This window comes from Sphingobacterium sp. 1.A.4 (genome assembly GCF_002734245.1).
In the GTDB taxonomy this organism is placed as follows: Bacteria; Bacteroidota; Bacteroidia; order Sphingobacteriales; family Sphingobacteriaceae; genus Sphingobacterium; species Sphingobacterium tenebrionis.
Window position 1 is genome coordinate 16,447 of sequence record NZ_PEAZ01000062.1, and the last position, 16,801, is coordinate 33,247.

The window sequence follows — 16,801 nt, forward strand, 5'->3', positions numbered from 1 at the left end:
TCCGCTCAGGATGACAAAGTTCGAAGATTGCTTCGTTCCTCGCAATGACGGGGAAAAAAAGGGCTATCTTTTCAGATAACCCATTTTCATAATCAACCTAATACTTAAATTATCAACCTAAAACTTAAATACCGTATAACCTAATACTTAAAAACAGTATTTATTTTCTTCAATTAATTTCTTAGCGATCCGCTGTCTCGCATCTTTCACATTGAAAGGCGCAGCCTTGGTAAATCTACGTAAGCCAACCAACATCATGTTCAGTTCATCGCCTTCAGCAAAGGAATACAACGCTTCTTTACCCGCTACATTCACTTTATCGATCGCTGAATATAAATAGATCTTTGCCATATCAGCTGCATATGCCGCCTTCTCTCCCCCTACGGTATGCTGTAGTTTCTCAGCACGTAACAATACCGATTCCGCTACATACACATAACCAATAATATCAGCAATATTCATCAAAATCTCCTGTTCTTTTGCCAAAGACATCATCAGTTTCTGAACCGCAGAACCTGCAATCATCAATCCTGCCTTCTTAAGATTCGCAATGATTTTTTTCTCCGCAGCGAATGGTGCATCATCCTCCTCACCAAAATCAGGAATGGACATCAACTCATTTGCTACCGCCTGCGCAGGACCCATCAAATCAATCTCCCCTTTCATCGCACGTTTCAATAACATATCAACCACCAAAAGACGGTTTACTTCATTCGTACCTTCAAAAATCCGATTGATACGCGAATCCCTGTATGCTCTTTCCATTGGCGCATCGGCCGAATAACCCATACCACCATAGATCTGAACACCTTCATCTACCGTATAATCCAACATTTCTGAACACCATACCTTGATGATGGCACATTCGATGGCAAATTGTTCCACCGATTTCAGCTTGGCTTTTGCTTCATCCATTCCGCCAGCAATCAATGCATCGTAAGCATCATCGATATTCTGACCGGCACGGTAGGCTGCAGATTCCGTAGCAAATAAACGGGTAGCCATCTCTGCCAGTTTATAACGGATCGCTCCGAACTTCGATATCGGCAGGTTGAACTGTACACGCTCGTTCGCATAATTGATCGCTGTATCCAACACAGAACGTGAAGAACCGATAGTTGCAGCACCTAATTTGATACGGCCGATGTTCAGGATGTTTACCGCGATCTTAAATCCATTCTCGCGTTCAGATAGCATGTTCTCTACAGGAACCGGACAATCATTGAAGAAGATCTGACGGGTAGATGATCCCTTGATCCCTAATTTATGTTCTTCAGGGTTCATGGTAATTCCACCGAAATCTTTCTCCACGATGAATGCGGTCAGATTTTTATCGTCATCTATTTTAGCAAATACGATGAAGATATCCGCAAAGCCACCATTGGTGATCCACATTTTCTGGCCATTGATCAGGTAATGGGTTCCTTCAGCATTTAGCTTGGCAGAAGTTCTTCCGGAATTGGCATCTGAACCCGCGTTAGGCTCCGTTAAACAGTAAGATGCTTTCCACTCACCTGATCCCAATTTAGGGATGTATTTGGCTTTCTGTTCTGCATTTCCATAATATAGGATTGGCAGGGTTCCGATTCCGGTATGTGCCGATAGGGCCACCGCAAAGGAGAAACCTCCACCTACGGCATCAGCCACCAACATAGATGTATTGAAATTCTTTCCGAAACCACCATATTCCTCCGGAATGGACACACCCAACATACCCAACTCTCCCGCTTTATCCATTAGGTTTTCCATCAGCCCTTCTTCTTGGGCATCAATACGCTCCAAATTGTTCAATACTTCGGTATCCAGAAAATCCAGACAGGTCTGACGGATCATCCTTGCTTCCTCGTCGAATTCTTCAGGGATAAAGATATCCTGGTAAGAAGTCTCCCTGATAACGAATTCTCCACCTTTTATTGCTTTGTTTTTTACTTCCTCGCTCATGATTATATTTTTTTATTATTTAAAATATGGCTGCTCTAGTTGTATAAAATTCTATTGCTTTAAATTGACTCTCTATAGCAATTCAAAAATTCCTGCAGCACCTTGGCCAGTTCCAACACACATGGTTACCATGCCGTATTTTTTATTTCTACGCTTAAGTTCATTCAAAACCTGTACGGTTAATTTAGCACCGGTACAACCCAGTGGGTGTCCCAATGCAATCGCACCGCCATTGACATTGACCTTCTCTTCATCCAATCCCAATTCACGGATCACAGCTAAAGACTGGGAGGCAAAGGCCTCGTTCAGTTCGAACAAATCAATATCTTCTTTTTTCAATCCCGCCATTTCCAATGCTTTTGGAATCGCATAGATAGGGCCGATACCCATAATTCTCGGAGGTACACCAGCAACAGCATAGCTCAGCAATTTGGCAACAGGAGTTAGGTTGAGTTCCTTCATTTTCTTTTCGGATACCACCAAAACAAAAGCGGCACCATCTGATGTTTGGGAAGAGTTACCCGCTGTTACAGATCCTTTTGCATCAAAAACCGGTTTTAAATTTGCCAATGCCTCCAAGGAAGTATCTGCGCGAGGTCCCTCATCCGTATCCACCACATATTCACGCATAGCGATCTTGCCATCCTTAATGTAATTTTCCTTTACCGTGATCGGCACAATACCATCCTTTAAATGACCATTCTTAATTGCCTCCACCGCCTTTTGATTGGATTTCAAGGCAAACTTATCCTGATCTTCTCTCGAAACATGGTAGTCTTTAGCCACCGCTTCTGCCGTTAATCCCATACCCCAATACCAGTCCGGATGCTCCTTAGCCACCGTTGGATTAGGAACGATCTTCCAACCTCCGAACGGCATGCCCGACATCACTTCCACACCACCAGCAATAATCACATCTGCCATTCCTGATTTGATTTTTGCTACTGCAGTGGCAATGGTCTCTAACCCGGACGCACAGTATCTATTTACCGTAAGCCCTGGTACCTTGTCCGTATCCAATCCCATCAAGGAAATGAAACGTCCCATATTCAAACCCTGCTCCGCCTCCGGCATTGCATTCCCGACGATCACATCGTCAATATCTTCTTTATTTAAGCTTGGCACCGATGCAACCAAATGCTTGATCACCGTTGATGCCAAATCATCCGCACGAGTAAACCGAAAACCCCCTCTTGGTGCCTTCGCCACCGCCGTGCGATAACCTGCTATGATGTATGCTTCCATTTTGTTAAGTATTTAGTAGTGAGTATTTAGTAGTTAGACCGAAGGGTTGCTTTTCTTGTTTCGTAACTTCTTTCCTTTTTAACGCTTGTTGTTCCGTAACTTTTGCTGTAGGGAGAAATTCATTTTTTGGATTTCTTCTACTTGGTGAAGCAAGTGTTGTAAGTCTAAATCTGCTAAATAACCTAAATTTCTTGATATTATTAATTGTGTTTCTACTTCATATGCTGATGCATGGGATATTGCTAAAAAATTGATGAATTCTTTGTCGGAATTCCTTCCAGCGCCTTCTGCAATATTTGAAGGAATGGAAACTGCTGCTCTGTTTATCTGACTTACCAAATTGAATTGTTCAATCTTGGGGTATGCAGCAGTAATTTTATAGACCTCCGAAACAAAGGTTATCGCTTTTTGCCAAACCAATAATTTCTTATAATCATGCATTCTTCCAAAGTATTTAGTGTTAGTTTTCGTGTCAGCCTGTGAACCCTCGGAACATAAAATAATGGATGAAAATTAACCCTTATGTCACCTATCAATAACAAACCATTAAATTTACTCTCGTTTCGTTATCCTAAATTTAATCTCGTCTCGCTACCAATATCCTAGTCCAATCTATTTAGCCATCACAGGTCTAAATACTAACTACTAACTACTAAATACTTTAATTAATTTCGAAGCGGCTTCCCCGTCGTCAACATATGCTGTATTCTTTCCAAAGTTTTCCGTTCGGCGCAGAGCTCGATGAAAGCCTTGCGTTCGAGGTCTAGGAGGTATTGTTCGGATACCTCGGTTGGTTGGGAGATGTCTCCGCCAGCCATGACATAACCTAGTTTTTCGGAAATCTTCTTGTCGTGTTCGGAGATGTAGTGACCGGCCTCCATGGAGGATGCGCCTACGTAGACCAATCCCAGGGCAGTATTGCCTAAGGCTTTGATGTCGGTACGTTGGATCGGTTGTACATAACCTGCTTCTGCCAGTTCGATCGCTTTTGCTTTCGCATCGGCCAATAACCTTGCGCGATTCATCGTGATGGCGTATTTACCCTGTTGCAGATAGCCTAATTCGTAGGCTTCAACCGCTGAGGTGGAAACTTTCGCTTGACCGATTGTTAAGAAACGCTCGCGGAAATAGTTTTGGTCGATCTGATCTGGACGGTAATCATCGGATGCCCTAAGCGCAAACTCCTTTGATCCACCACCACCTGGGATGACACCTACACCAAACTCCACCAATCCCATATAAGTTTCGGCATGGCACTGTACAAAGTCGGCATGCATGGAGAATTCACAACCGCCACCTAAGGCCATTTGGAATGGAGCAACAACCACTGGAATGGCAGAATAACGAATCCGCATCGATGTATTTTGGAACATGCGAACCGCCATATTCAATTCATCATAATCCTGTTCTACCGCCATCATAAAGATCATACCGATGTTTGCTCCGGCAGAGAAATTCTTACCATCATTGGAAATGACCAATCCACGGTATTCCTTCTCGGCAAGATCGATCGCTTTGTTCAAGCCTTGGATCACATCGCCACCAATCGTGTTCATTTTGGTGTGAAATTCACAGTTGATGATGCCATCGCCTAAATCGATGATGGAAACACCGGAATTCTTCCAAATGGTTTTCGACTCCCGGATATGGTCCAAAACAATAATTTCTTCCGTACCTGGAATCGGTTTATAGGATTTGGATGCGATATCGTAATAATGACGAACGCCATTTTCAACTTTATAGAAGCTGTCATGGCCTGCATCCAACATCTCATGTACCCAAGAAGCCACTTCTCCAGTTTGTCCAGGAAGTCTTTTCTCTTCGGTTTTGATCTTTTCGATCGTCTCTTTAACGCCAAGTGCGTCCCACACTTCGAAAGGACCAATTTCCCATCCGAAACCGGCACGCATTGCATCGTCAATACGGAAGAAATCATCCGTAATTTCCGGCACCCTGTTGGATACATATTCGAACAAGGGATAATGCATGGCGCGGAATAGGGTAGCCGCCTTATCGGTTCCCTGTTCATATACCTTCATCCGCTTGCGGATATCTTCTACTGCTTTTGTCGCCTCCAGAGTGCTGGATTTAACTTTCGCCTGTGGACCATATTCCAATGTTTTCAGGTTCAAGGAAAGGATTTCTGAACCTCCTTTGGCATCTTTCACCTTTTCATAGAACCCTTTCTTGGTTTTCTCGCCCAACCATTTGTTCTCCACCATTTTGCTGATGAACTCCGGCAGTTGGAAAACTCCTTTAGCCTCATCATGAGACGCATTCTGCTCCAATCCTTTGGCTACATTCACCAAGGTATCCAAACCAACCACATCCGCCGTACGGAAGGTCGCTGATTTCGGGTGGCCCATTGCAGGACCGGTATATTTATCTACCTCTTCTACCGTAAGGTCCAACTTATCCACCAAATGGGTAACTGCCAACATGGAATAAACCCCGATGCGGTTACCGATGAAGGCCGGTGTATCCTTACAAAGAACGACGGTCTTACCCAACATATGATCACCATAATGCATCAAGAAATCAACCACCTCTTTCTTCGTATCTGGGGTAGGGATGATTTCCAATAATTGCAGGTATCGTGGCGGGTTGAAGAAGTGGGTGCCACAGAAATGGGCTTTAAAATCTTCTGACCGACCTTCGTTCATCAAATGGATAGGAATCCCTGAGGTGTTGGAGGTAATTAATGTTCCGGGTTTACGGAATTCCTCCACACGGTCAAAAACGGATTTTTTAATATCCAATCGTTCTACAACGACTTCGATCACCCAATCTACATGGGCAATCTTCGCCATATCGTCATCAAAATTTCCAGTTGTGATGCGCTTTGCGTATGATTTGCTGAATAATGGTGCCGGATTGGATTTGATCGCTGTATCCAAGGATTGATTGACAATCCTGTTGCGGACGGCTGGACTTTCCAAGGTCAATCCCTTGGCCTGTTCCGCAGGAAGCAATTCCTTCGGAACAATGTCCATCAACAATACCTCTACACCGATATTAGCAAAGTGGCAAGCAATTCGGGATCCCATAACTCCAGATCCCAATACAGCAACTTTTTTAATATTTCTATTCATATCTTCTGATTTTTCTATGTTATTAGGGTTCTATCTGAACCACTGGTGAATAATTTGTAGCCAATTCACTGATCTTTACCAACATCTTGGTCATCAAGGCGCGTTCCTTCTCGCTGAAAGAATTGTTCAGGAAATCGTTGAATTCCCGAACGACATCCTTGGCGATCTTCCGTTTCTCCCGGCCCAGCTCTGTCAGGTATACTTTTACCGAACGCTTATCCGTATCGCTGGTTTCCCTATAAATGAACCCTAAACCTTCCAGGTTGTTCAGCACGCGGGAAAGGGATGTGGTTTTAACGCCAGTAGAATTCGCGATCTGCGAAACAGGCGTACCGTCGCGGTGGATATTGATCAAAATATAACCAGCAGCTTGGGTGAACCCATGTTGTGAAGCAATAACATTGTATTTGTTCGCTACAGTTTGCCACGCCGTCTTTAGAAAGTAATCGATCGTATTGTCTTGGCTCATATTTCGGTTATTCTTATCTTGTAGTATGTATGCTGCTTATTTATTATGCATGCATAACAAATTTAATAGATTGGATTGATAATTCAAACTTTTTGTGAATTTTTAATAAATCCTTGACATAAATGAATTAAAAGATGGGTTGGGACAGGTTCAAGATGGATAATAGTTGAATTGTTAATAACTTTAAATGTTGGTTTTCAGTGAAATATAGTTATTGTAGTTAGGGTTCTGAACAGGTCAGGCTCTTCTGTGTTATTTATCCGTTAACTTTGTATAAACAAAATAAACATGGCATTAGTAAACATTCCTAGATTAGATCTACAGCATTATACAGCTGGAGATGAGGCCAAAAGAAATCAATTTGTCCAAGATATTGGAAAAGCATTCAATGAGACTGGATTCGTGACTATTGCGAATCATGGTCTATCGGCAGAATTGATTGATGAGCTATATAAAACCGTTAAAGCATTTTTTGATCTTCCGGAAGATACCAAGCGGAATTATGAATTTCCGGAGTTGGCAGGACAACGCGGTTATACGGCCAAAGGACGTGAGAAGGCAAAGGATTCGAAGACACCAGATTTGAAAGAGTTTTGGCAGCGAGGACAGACCATTACGGATGAGGAATATTCGAAAACCGATTTTCCAGACAATCCGAAAGTGGCGGAATTACCGGCCTTCGATCAGGTGACGGGAGAGATCTACCAAAAATTGGAAGATGCAGGAAGAAACATCTTAAAGGCAATCGCGACCTATTTATCACTACCAGAGGATTATTTCGAGCCATTTGTTCACAATGGAAACTCTATTTTACGTGCGATACATTATTTCCCGATCGAAAATCCGGAAACTATTCCTGATGATGCGGTTAGGGCTGGTGCGCATGAGGATATCAATTTGATCACCTTGTTGATCGGTGCTTCTGCCGATGGATTAGAGGTATTGACGAAAGATAACGAGTGGTTTGCCATCAAAGCAAAAGGGGAGGACATTGTGGTGAACGTGGGCGATATGTTGCAGCGCTTGACGAACAATAAGTTAAAATCAACGACGCACCGTGTGGTAAACCCACCACGTGAGTTAATGAAGACTTCCAGGTATTCGGTACCTTTCTTTTTACATCCAAAATCGAGTATGAGTCTTGCTTCTTTGGATTCTTGTGTGGATGCGGAACATCCGAAAGCATACAAGGATTATACAGCAGGCCAGTATTTGGATGAACGATTAAGGGAGATTGGTTTGAAAATGTAAAAATTTGAACATAAAAAAAGGGGATTTAAATCCCCTTTTTTTATGTTGTTGTGCTTTTCAGCTTATATGCTTAGAATGGCAAATCATCATCGTCAGCACCACTTGAGCTGATATCTACTGGCGGCATATCTGCATATCCAGGTGCTGGAGCTGCTGCTGCCGTATTTGCTAATTTGGTGACACGCCAAGCAACCAAAGAGTTGAAGTACGTAGTAACTCCTTCTTTGTTTGTCCATGGACGACCACGAAGGTTAAAAGATACTTCAATATCATCCCCTACCGATAGGTTGTCAAAAATGTTTACACGATCTTGTGTTGCTTCAAAACGAATATATTCTACGAATTGTGGGTTTTCTGCATAGGCAACAATTAAATCTCTCTTTTTGAAGGATTCAGTTACTTGTTGAATCGCACCTACTTCATGTACTTTTCCTCTTATTTCCATATCAAATTTATTAAACCGTAAAATTAAACATTTTTTGCTTACAGAATAAGTAACTTTGCAGAAATATGGCAGAAGTTTTCAACAGCAGAAGTAAGGTAATCGTCACATGTAACCGACGTTTATCTCCATTTTTAGAACAGGAAGTCCGCGAATTAGGATTTGATATAAAGCGTAGTTTTAATACCGGGGTAGAATTGTATGCCTCTGTAAATGAGTGTATAAAACTGAACCTGAATTTGCATATTGCAAGCCAGGTGTATTACGAATTGAAGGCTTTCCGTGCGAAGGATGCGAATGAGCTTTATAAAAATCTGGTGCAGATTCCTTGGGAGGATTACCTTCCATTGGATGGTTACTTCTCCGTAACATCCAATGTGCACAACGAAACGATCACCACTCCTTTATTCGCTAATGTGAAAGTGAAGGACGCTATTGTCGATCGGATCAAGGATAAAAAAGGCATGCGCCCTAATTCAGGTCCTGATCTAAATCGTGCGGTGATTCACCTGCATTGGATGGAAGATCGCGCCGAGATATTTTTGGATACTTCGGGTGAAACCTTGGCCAAACACAGCTATAGAAAACATCCTGGAAAAGCGCCTATGTTGGAAGCCTTGGCAAGTGCGACCATCCTGGCTACCCAATGGAATCGGAGATCGCCTTTTGTCAATCCGATGTGTGGTTCTGGAACCTTAGCGATCGAGGCTGCCCTGATGGCACAGACCAGAAAACCGGGGCTTCTTCGCATGAATTATTCCTTTATGCACTTTAAAGGTTATGATGAGGAGGTGTTCTTTAATGAGCGCCGCATCCTAAAAGATATTACCGAAAAAACCAACCTGCCAGAAATCATTGCTTCTGATATTTCTTCCGAAGCCATTGAAATTGCAAAATTGAATGCCAGGACTGCTGGGGTAGAACATCTGATTAAATTTGAAGTCTGCGACTTTGCTGAGACGACTATTCCTGTTGGTCAGGGCGTCATCATGTTCAATCCGGAATACGGCGAGCGCTTAGGCACGCATAGTAAACTGGAGATGACCTACGCCCGTATCGGGGATTTCCTGAAAAAGGAATGCCAGGGCTATAGGGGTTATGTGTTTACCGGAAACCCTGATCTTGCTAAAAAGATTGGATTGCGTGCTTCCCGTCGTTTTGAATTCTTCAATGGTAAACTGGACTGTCGCTTATTGCAATATGAATTATATGAAGGCAGTAAAGACTAAGGAACAGCAAGAGATTATTGAAAAGACAGCAGCATTTGTCCAGGATCGCTTAAAGGATGCAGAATCTGGACATGATTGGTGGCATATTCTACGAGTTTGGAACAATTGCAAACTGATTCTTCAAACCGAAGAGGCTGATCCTTTCGTGTGTGAGCTGACGGCCTTGCTTCATGATATAGCGGATAGTAAATTTCATGGCGGTGATGAAAGTGTTGGTCCTCGAATAGCTGGAGAATTTTTGGCAGCTGTAGGAACGGAACAGGAAGTCATTGAACATGTGCAAAACATTATTTTGAACATGTCTTTTAAGGCATCGCTGGGTGAGGTCAAGTTCCATTCCAAGGAATTGGAAGTGGTACAGGATGCTGACCGTTTGGATGCGATCGGTGCGATCGGAATTGCCCGTGCATTCAATTATGGGGGATATAAGAATCGGGAGATCTACAATCCCGAAATACCTGCGCTGGAGAATCAATCCAAGGAAGCCTATAAAAATACCACGGCTCCAACCATCAATCATTTTTACGAGAAATTGCTTTTGTTGAAGGATAAAATGAATACGGATGCAGCCAAGTTGATCGCAAAGGGTCGACATGAGCACATGGAAGAGTTTTTGCAACAATTTTATGGCGAATGGAACGGAGAACGATAAGTTTAATGTTTTGTTAATAATAAATGGGTAAATTCGTGGAACTTGTTAACAATAAACATGCTTCAACGAAATCTCCAAAACCTAAGCCTCCTCGTTGCAGTATTCACTTGCTTCTTGCATCTGAATGCTTCTGCGCAGAACCCGGACTCCTTAGCCATAGTACAAGCAAAATGGAACAGTAAGGAAATCAAAAAAGGTATTACCTGGCACCAAGGCCATTTTTCCAATCTATTTAATGCCCAGCAGGAAATCAATTGGATAGAAATCGATTTAAAAAAACATGCCAAGAAGGTTCATTTTGCGGCAGACCCTAAAATCTTAAAGAAAACCAGTGTGTTTGCCGAAGAGAATGATGCTTTGGCAGCCATCAATGCTGGGTTTTTCGATATGAAGAATGGTGGTGCAGTGGATTATATTCGCGTGAATAACCAGATCGTCAACCTAGGGGGCAAGATTGCCGGTAGAGCAACAGCCGTCCTGACGCTAGATGGAAAAAAGGTTCAGATTGCCTCAGCTATGGATATTGACCCCGTTACTTCCAAAGCCGCCAATGTAATGGTGGCTGGTCCTTTGTTGATTCAGGATCAACAGATCATCCCCCTCGGAAATAATCCCTTCAATACCAATCGCCATCCACGGACTGCCGTTGCGATTACTCAGAAAAATAAATTAATTTTATTGGTGGTTGATGGCAGAAGCAATCAATCCTACGGCATGTCCCTTCCAGAATTGGCAAGCGTTATGGCTTGGTTGGGTGCAAAAGATGCCATGAACCTGGATGGTGGTGGCAGTACAACCATGTATGTAAAGGGAGCAACCCCAAACCATATTGTAAACTATCCTTCGGATAATAAAAAATTTGACCACGAAGGTCAACGTTCTGTAGCAAATATCATCTATATTAAATAATTATAACAGTAATGAGAAACACCGTATTAATTGCCCTTATGACCTTATTGATCCACACTGGATTATCGGCACAGACCGCTATCATCGCCCATCGTGGAGCTTGGAAAAACACCAATGCCCCGCAGAACTCCCTGGCTTCCCTAAAAGCTGCCATCGATCAGAAAGTATGGGGATCGGAGTTTGATGTTCATCTTACCAAAGATGATGTACTGGTTGTAAACCATGACCACGATTTCTATGGAATTGAGATTGAAGAAAGTACTTACCAAGAATTATTGGCTAAAGCACATCCAAATGGCGAGAAAATCCCTACTGTGGAAGAATACCTAAAAGCAGGAATGGATCAAAAAGTGACCAAATTGATCTACGAATTGAAAACAAGCCGTGTAAGCAAGGAAAGAACATTGAAAGCCGCTGAACTTTCGATTGCAGCTGTTAAAAAGATGAAAGCAGAGAAGATGGTGGAATACATCGCCTTTGATTGGGACGCATGTTTGAAGCTGAAATCCTTGAACAAAAAAGCCCTGGTGCATTACTTGAATGGGGATAAAACTCCGGCAGAGGTTAAAGCAGCAAAATTATCAGGCGTGGATTATCATTTCAATGTGTTCAAAAAGAACCCAACCTGGATCAAGGAATTCAAAGCATTAAAACTGAAAACAAACGTTTGGACGGTGAATTCGGAAGAGGATATGAATCTTTTTATTAAGGAGAAGATTGATTATATCACGACGGATCAACCGGAATTATTGAAATCCATTTTAAATAAATAAGATGAAAAAATTACTCTTGTTTTTAGGGATATTGGCTATTAGCTTGTCTGGTTTTGCCCAGACAAGCATGAATGTGGCCAGCTTTAATATCCGTCAGAAAAATACTTCGGATGTAGGGAATATGTGGGATGACCGGAAGCATGCGGTAACCGATCTGATCAAATTCCATGAGTTCGACATCTTTGGCGTCCAAGAGGCCTTCAAAGTGCAGATGGACGATATGTCGGCTGCTCTTCCCGGCTTTAAGAGTATTGGGGTGGGACGTGATGATGGCGCAGAGAAAGGAGAGTATTCGGCGATTTTCTACAACAGCAAGAGGTTTAAGGTGATCAATAGTGGCACCTTTTGGCTTTCGCCTACAGAAACCAGCAAACCCAATAAGGGATGGGACGCGGCTTTGCCAAGGATCTGTACTTGGGGGATCTTCCAAGACCTGAAAAACAAGAAGAAATTCATCTTCATGAATACCCATTTTGATCACGTAGGCGTGAAAGCACGAAGAGAGAGTGCGAAATTGATCTTGGCAAAAGCAAAGGAATTCGCAAAGGATCTTCCGTTGATCCTGACGGGCGATTTTAATATTGACGAGAAGAACGAAGCCTATTTTACCTTGGCAAATAGTGGGGTGGTAAAGGATGTCTACGACCTGGCAGCGATCAAATATGAACCAAATTCCAGTTTCAATGGGTGGTCAAAATCGTTGAAGCCTAAGGGTAGGATAGATCATATATTCATTACCCCTCCATTCAAGGTTCATAAATATGGTATTTTAACCGATACCTATATGCATAAATTTCCATCAGACCATTTTCCGGTATTTGCAGAATTGATCTGGTCAAAATAATAAGCTTTTTATTACTTTTGATCTTATGAATCAATTGAAAAAATTAGGAATATTGGGGATATGCAGCACAACGCTGTTTTTTTCCGGTTGTGATACGTTAAATCAAGGTGGATTTGGATTGCCTCCTCAAGGAACAGGCTCAACAGGAACCGGAACCACAGGTACTTCAGGTTCTACGTCGACAGGTTCAACTTCTACCGGTACCATCACGCAGGCGGAAGCAACCTCCGGAGTGAAGCAGGCATTGAATAATGGCCTTCAACAAAGTATTTCCATCCTTTCTAAAAAAGATGGTTTCTTAGGTGATCAAGTGGTTAGGATCTTGATGCCGGATGAGGCTAAAAAGGTGGAATCAGCTTTGCGCGCTGTAGGTATGGGTAGTCTTTGCGACCAATTCATCACTAGCATGAACCGTGCAGCAGAATCTGCCGTGAAAGAGGCTTCTTCGGTGTTCATCAATTCCTTATCCAGAATGACCATTAACGATGCTTTCAATATTTTGTTGAGTGGAAAGCAGGATGCTGCGACGACTTTCTTTCGGAACAGCACTACACAGGAATTGACCGCTCGCTTCAGTCCGATCATCGAATCAGCAATGGGCAAAAATAATGTGACCCAATATTGGACGCAATTGACTTCTGCTTATAACCAATTGCCTTTGGGCAAAAAGATTGAAACAAATCTGACTGCTTATGTAACTCAAAAAGCCATTGATGGGCTATTTGTGAAGGTGGCGGATCAGGAATTGAAGATCAGACAGAATATTGGCGGAGCTAGGGATTCCAATATTTTGCAACGTGTATTTGGCTGGGCAGATAAGCAGTAAGCTTTCAGGTATTAATTCGTAGATTTGTTTCATGGAAATTAATAATATTAATGATTTTCAGGTAGCTGAAAATTTTAAAAGATATGTGCAGATAGATACCCAATCGGATGCACAATCCACTACAGTACCTTCTACAGAAAAGCAAAAAAATCTAAGCAGGCTATTGGTTGAAGAATTGCTGCAATTGGGTATAACCGATGCGCATTTGGACGATTTGGGTTATGTATATGCCACTATACCTTCCAATACCGATAAAAAGGTTCCAGTAATCTGTTTCTGTTCGCATGTAGATACTTCGCCTGATTCGTCCGGTACGGATGTAAAGCCGTTGGTTCATGCGAATTATCAAGGTCAGGATCTGGTATTGCCAGATGATGAAAATGTAGTGATCCGTTTTTCAGAGCATCCGGATTTAAAGGAGCAGATCGGTAATGATATCATTACCGCTTCTGGTAAAACTTTGTTGGGAGCTGATGATAAAGCCGGTGTGGCGGAGATCATGGATGCTGCTCGCATCCTGATGGCAAACCCGGAAATCAAGCACGGGGATATCAAGATATTGTTTACACCTGATGAGGAAATCGGAAGGGGAGTAGACCATGCAGATCTGAAGAAGCTTGGTGCTGATTATGGTTATACGATGGATGGCGAGCGTGCCGGAACCCTGGAAGATGAGACATTCTCTGCTGATGGGGTAAAGATAAAAATCGACGGTGTTTCGATCCACCCGGGATATGCTAAGAATAAGATGGTTTCTGCGCTAAAAATTGCTGCTGAGATCGTGGAATCTTTACCGAAGGATCGCTTATCTCCGGAGACCACTTCTGGGAAAGATGGATTTGTTCATCCAACCAATTTGAGCGGAACGGTGGAAGAAGCTAGCTTAGGATTTATTATCCGTGATCATGATACCGCAAATTTAGCGAAGCATGAAGCGGAGTTAGAAGAAATCGTAAAATCGGTTTTAGTTAAATATCCGCAGGCAAAATTTACCTTTGAGGTGAATGAACAGTACCGCAATATGAAGGAAGTATTGGATCAGCATCCTCGTGTGGTTGATATTGCTTTAATGGGTATCGAACGCGCCGGCATGAAGGCGGAGAAAAGAAGTATCCGTGGTGGTACGGATGGTTCAAGGTTATCTTTCATGGGGCTACCATGTCCTAATATCTTTGCTGGTGGACATGCATTTCATGGTAAACAAGAATGGGTATCGGTTCAAGATATGCAGAAAGCGGTGTTGACCATTTTGCATATCGTGGCTTTATGGGAAGAGGTTTCTTAATCAATAACTATTAAGAGTATTTTCTTAATCAAATACTATTAAGAGTAAGTTTCTTAATTAATAAAATTAATATGATGCAACAAAATGAAATTTTAAAGGCGATTCAATTTCGTAGATCTGTTTTTCAGGCAAATTTTACGAATGAGGAAGTTAGCCGTGAAGATATATTAACCATTTTAGAGGCTGCCAATGCAGCTCCAACCCATAAACGTACGCAGCCTTGGCGCTTTGTGGTTTTTCGTGGGGAAGGATTGAACCGTTTGGGAAGTGAATTGGCGAGGATTTATAAGTCGGTAACTCCTGCGGAGAAATATACGGAACAAACGGAACAGAACATGGCTAAGAAAGCTACGGATTCGAATGTGGCGATTGCTATTGTGGTGAATTTTACCGGTGATGTTCCGGAATGGGAAGAGATTGCTGCTACTGCCGCTGCAGTGGAGAACATGTGGTTAGCTGCCGGATCTTTGGGATTGGGTGGTTATTGGGCGACGCCAGGATTGATCAATCATATTGGTCCTTTCTTGAATCTGGAGCCTAATCAGAGATGTATCGGGTTTTTCTATGTTGGACATCACGAGTCTGAGCCTAGAGAACCGGTAAGAGGACCGATCGAAGAGAAAATCCGCTGGGAAGAGTAAGGGGTTAATGATTGGAATAATCCAATCAATGATGGCTATTTCGTTTGCGAGCCACTCCGTCATTGCCAGCTTCTTCGTCATTGCGAGGAGGTATGACGAAGCAATCTTCTAGCCTTTGTCATGGTGAGCGTAGTCGAACCATCTGTTCGTATACTATCGTACAGATCCTTCGACTACGCTCAGGATGACAGGATAAAGATTGCTTCGTTCCTCGCAATGAACTGTGTATATATCCAAATAATAAATTAAATTTTCTCCAAATAATATTCTGATTAGGCCGCTTTTGCGATGTAGCCCTTTCCAGATTTTGCGATGGCGAATGCCTGTTTGATCAGTTTGTTCACCACTGCTATGATTGCGACCTTGTATGGCTTTCCTTTTTCCATCAACCTCCCATAAAGCTCACTGCAGGCGGTGTTGCTCCTGATGGCGGATATTGCCGCCATGTACAGCACCTTTCTGACCTGGCCCATCCCCATCTTGCAGATATGTCCCTTTCCCCTTACACTGCTGCCGGACTCGAATATCCTGGGCGCCAGTCCGAAATAGGATATCAGCTGCCTGTGCCCCTCGAACCGACTGAAACCGTCCGTCAGGATGATAAGCAGTGCTGCGCTGCGTGGCCCTATTCCGGGTATGCTCCGCAGGTTCGCATTGAGTTCCCCGTAATTCTCCATGATGATCTGCTGGACCTGCCTTTCATGTTCATTGATGTCCTGATCATAACGTTTGATCCCTTCCTCCATGGTCTTCCTGAGCGAGGGGTCCAGTGTCCCCGCATGTTCATATGCATGGAGCCTGTTCGTTAGCATGGTCCTGCATTCCTTCTGTCCCTTGATATAGCCTTCCAGGTTCCTGATCCTCAGCACATGTTCCTCCGGCAGCCTCCATTGGGCAGGTTCGGTCATGCTGGTGAACTTGGCGATGAGCTGGGCATCCTTCCTGTCGGTCTTGGTCCTGGCCAGGGTCATCTGGGAAAAACGCCTGATGACAAGGGGGTTGATGACCGAGACCCGTTCATCCCTCTCCCAGAGGAACTTTGCCAGCCGGAAGTAATAGGGACCGGTGGCCTCCATCGCTATATGGCTGCCGTGCATGTGGCCCAGGGCCTCCACAAAACCCGCTTCGTCGTTACTGAAACGACCCTTAAAAACCTCTTTCTGTCCCGATTGGACAGAAATGTCAAAATAATCCTTTGAACA

At 43.1% G+C, this 16,801-nt stretch carries 16 protein-coding genes; 9 read left to right on the plus strand and 7 right to left on the minus strand.

What is annotated here, in order from left to right; translation table 11 throughout:
• Positions 1-147: 147 nt before the first annotated feature.
• The 5 genes from CRJ00_RS10470 to CRJ00_RS10490 form a co-directional block, all read right to left on the minus strand.
• Entirely contained in the window at positions 148-1,941 is a 1,794-nt protein-coding gene (locus CRJ00_RS10470; protein ID WP_099366822.1) for an acyl-CoA dehydrogenase family protein, read from the minus strand.
• Between the two features lie 72 nt (positions 1,942-2,013).
• Positions 2,014-3,186, minus strand: coding sequence for an acetyl-CoA C-acyltransferase (locus CRJ00_RS10475; protein ID WP_099366823.1), 1,173 nt, complete (start codon positions 3,184-3,186; stop codon positions 2,014-2,016).
• Between the two features lie 78 nt (positions 3,187-3,264).
• Complete coding sequence (locus CRJ00_RS10480; RefSeq protein WP_099366824.1) at positions 3,265-3,627, minus strand: four helix bundle protein; 363 nt, start codon at positions 3,625-3,627, stop codon at positions 3,265-3,267.
• Between the two features lie 224 nt (positions 3,628-3,851).
• On the minus strand, positions 3,852-6,278 hold the full coding sequence (locus CRJ00_RS10485) for a 3-hydroxyacyl-CoA dehydrogenase/enoyl-CoA hydratase family protein (protein ID WP_099366825.1): 2,427 nt from the start codon (positions 6,276-6,278) through the stop codon (positions 3,852-3,854).
• A gap of 22 nt (positions 6,279-6,300) precedes the next feature.
• Positions 6,301-6,747 carry a MarR family winged helix-turn-helix transcriptional regulator gene (locus tag CRJ00_RS10490; RefSeq protein WP_099366826.1) on the minus strand — a complete coding sequence of 149 codons (447 nt, stop codon included), beginning with the start codon at positions 6,745-6,747 and terminating at the stop codon, positions 6,301-6,303.
• A gap of 288 nt (positions 6,748-7,035) precedes the next feature.
• On the opposite strand from CRJ00_RS10490, the gene CRJ00_RS10495 reads away from it, so the two are divergent.
• On the plus strand, positions 7,036-7,998 hold the full coding sequence (locus CRJ00_RS10495; RefSeq protein ID WP_099366827.1) for an isopenicillin N synthase family dioxygenase: 963 nt from the start codon (positions 7,036-7,038) through the stop codon (positions 7,996-7,998).
• Between the two features lie 70 nt (positions 7,999-8,068).
• Here CRJ00_RS10495 and CRJ00_RS10500 read toward each other — a convergent pair whose 3' ends face one another.
• A complete protein-coding gene (locus CRJ00_RS10500; RefSeq protein WP_099366828.1) occupies positions 8,069-8,443 on the minus strand; it encodes a DUF3127 domain-containing protein in 375 nt (124 codons plus the stop codon).
• A gap of 65 nt (positions 8,444-8,508) precedes the next feature.
• Here CRJ00_RS10500 and CRJ00_RS10505 point away from each other — a divergent pair, with 65 nt between their 5' ends.
• The 8 genes from CRJ00_RS10505 to CRJ00_RS10540 all read left to right on the plus strand — a co-directional run bounded on the left by CRJ00_RS10505 (position 8,509) and on the right by CRJ00_RS10540 (position 15,599).
• The gene (locus CRJ00_RS10505) at positions 8,509-9,669 is read left to right on the plus strand and encodes a THUMP domain-containing class I SAM-dependent RNA methyltransferase (protein ID WP_099366829.1); all 1,161 of its coding nucleotides are present in this window, start codon (positions 8,509-8,511) and stop codon (positions 9,667-9,669) included.
• On the plus strand, positions 9,650-10,321 hold the full coding sequence (locus CRJ00_RS10510) for an HD domain-containing protein (RefSeq protein WP_099366838.1): 672 nt from the start codon (positions 9,650-9,652) through the stop codon (positions 10,319-10,321). The genes CRJ00_RS10505 and CRJ00_RS10510 overlap by 20 nt, the downstream gene beginning before the upstream one ends.
• Before the next feature lie 57 nt (positions 10,322-10,378).
• Positions 10,379-11,230 (plus strand): phosphodiester glycosidase family protein, encoded by an 852-nt coding sequence (locus CRJ00_RS10515; RefSeq protein WP_099366830.1) that lies wholly within the window; start codon positions 10,379-10,381, stop codon positions 11,228-11,230.
• Positions 11,231-11,241: 11 nt separating this feature from the next.
• A complete protein-coding gene (locus tag CRJ00_RS10520; protein WP_099366831.1) occupies positions 11,242-12,003 on the plus strand; it encodes a glycerophosphodiester phosphodiesterase in 762 nt (253 codons plus the stop codon).
• Between the two features lies 1 nt (position 12,004).
• Positions 12,005-12,847, plus strand: a complete 843-nt coding sequence (locus CRJ00_RS10525; protein WP_099366832.1) for an endonuclease/exonuclease/phosphatase family protein — start codon at positions 12,005-12,007, stop codon at positions 12,845-12,847.
• 25 nt (positions 12,848-12,872) lie between these two features.
• Positions 12,873-13,673 carry a DUF4197 domain-containing protein gene (locus CRJ00_RS10530; protein ID WP_099366833.1) on the plus strand — a complete coding sequence of 267 codons (801 nt, stop codon included), beginning with the start codon at positions 12,873-12,875 and terminating at the stop codon, positions 13,671-13,673.
• A 31-nt stretch (positions 13,674-13,704) separates the two neighbouring features.
• Positions 13,705-14,958, plus strand: a complete 1,254-nt coding sequence (gene pepT, locus CRJ00_RS10535) for a peptidase T (protein ID WP_099366834.1) — start codon at positions 13,705-13,707, stop codon at positions 14,956-14,958.
• A 71-nt stretch (positions 14,959-15,029) separates the two neighbouring features.
• Positions 15,030-15,599, plus strand: a complete 570-nt coding sequence (locus tag CRJ00_RS10540; RefSeq protein ID WP_099366835.1) for a nitroreductase family protein — start codon at positions 15,030-15,032, stop codon at positions 15,597-15,599.
• Between the two features lie 272 nt (positions 15,600-15,871).
• Here the strand turns inward: CRJ00_RS10540 and CRJ00_RS10545 are convergent.
• A partial coding sequence (locus tag CRJ00_RS10545) for an IS110 family transposase (protein WP_099366836.1) occupies positions 15,872-16,801 on the minus strand: 930 nt, incomplete at its 5' end.

Bases quoted from the DNA above. Each gene is read 5' to 3' on its own strand.
- pepT (WP_099366834.1), top strand. From the start codon at position 13,705: ATGGAAATTAATAATATTAATGATTTTCAGGTAGCTGAAAATTTTAAA.
- CRJ00_RS10500 (WP_099366828.1), bottom strand. From the start codon at position 8,443: ATGGAAATAAGAGGAAAAGTACATGAAGTAGGTGCGATTCAACAAGTA.
- CRJ00_RS10480 (WP_099366824.1), bottom strand. From the start codon at position 3,627: ATGCATGATTATAAGAAATTATTGGTTTGGCAAAAAGCGATAACCTTT.
- CRJ00_RS10530 (WP_099366833.1), top strand. From the start codon at position 12,873: ATGAATCAATTGAAAAAATTAGGAATATTGGGGATATGCAGCACAACG.
- CRJ00_RS10485 (WP_099366825.1), bottom strand. From the start codon at position 6,278: ATGAATAGAAATATTAAAAAAGTTGCTGTATTGGGATCTGGAGTTATG.
- CRJ00_RS10540 (WP_099366835.1), top strand. From the start codon at position 15,030: ATGATGCAACAAAATGAAATTTTAAAGGCGATTCAATTTCGTAGATCT.
- CRJ00_RS10490 (WP_099366826.1), bottom strand. From the start codon at position 6,747: ATGAGCCAAGACAATACGATCGATTACTTTCTAAAGACGGCGTGGCAA.
- CRJ00_RS10520 (WP_099366831.1), top strand. From the start codon at position 11,242: ATGAGAAACACCGTATTAATTGCCCTTATGACCTTATTGATCCACACT.
- CRJ00_RS10475 (WP_099366823.1), bottom strand. From the start codon at position 3,186: ATGGAAGCATACATCATAGCAGGTTATCGCACGGCGGTGGCGAAGGCA.
- CRJ00_RS10515 (WP_099366830.1), top strand. From the start codon at position 10,379: ATGCTTCAACGAAATCTCCAAAACCTAAGCCTCCTCGTTGCAGTATTC.
- CRJ00_RS10525 (WP_099366832.1), top strand. From the start codon at position 12,005: ATGAAAAAATTACTCTTGTTTTTAGGGATATTGGCTATTAGCTTGTCT.
- CRJ00_RS10495 (WP_099366827.1), top strand. From the start codon at position 7,036: ATGGCATTAGTAAACATTCCTAGATTAGATCTACAGCATTATACAGCT.
- CRJ00_RS10505 (WP_099366829.1), top strand. From the start codon at position 8,509: ATGGCAGAAGTTTTCAACAGCAGAAGTAAGGTAATCGTCACATGTAAC.
- CRJ00_RS10470 (WP_099366822.1), bottom strand. From the start codon at position 1,941: ATGAGCGAGGAAGTAAAAAACAAAGCAATAAAAGGTGGAGAATTCGTT.
- CRJ00_RS10510 (WP_099366838.1), top strand. From the start codon at position 9,650: ATGAAGGCAGTAAAGACTAAGGAACAGCAAGAGATTATTGAAAAGACA.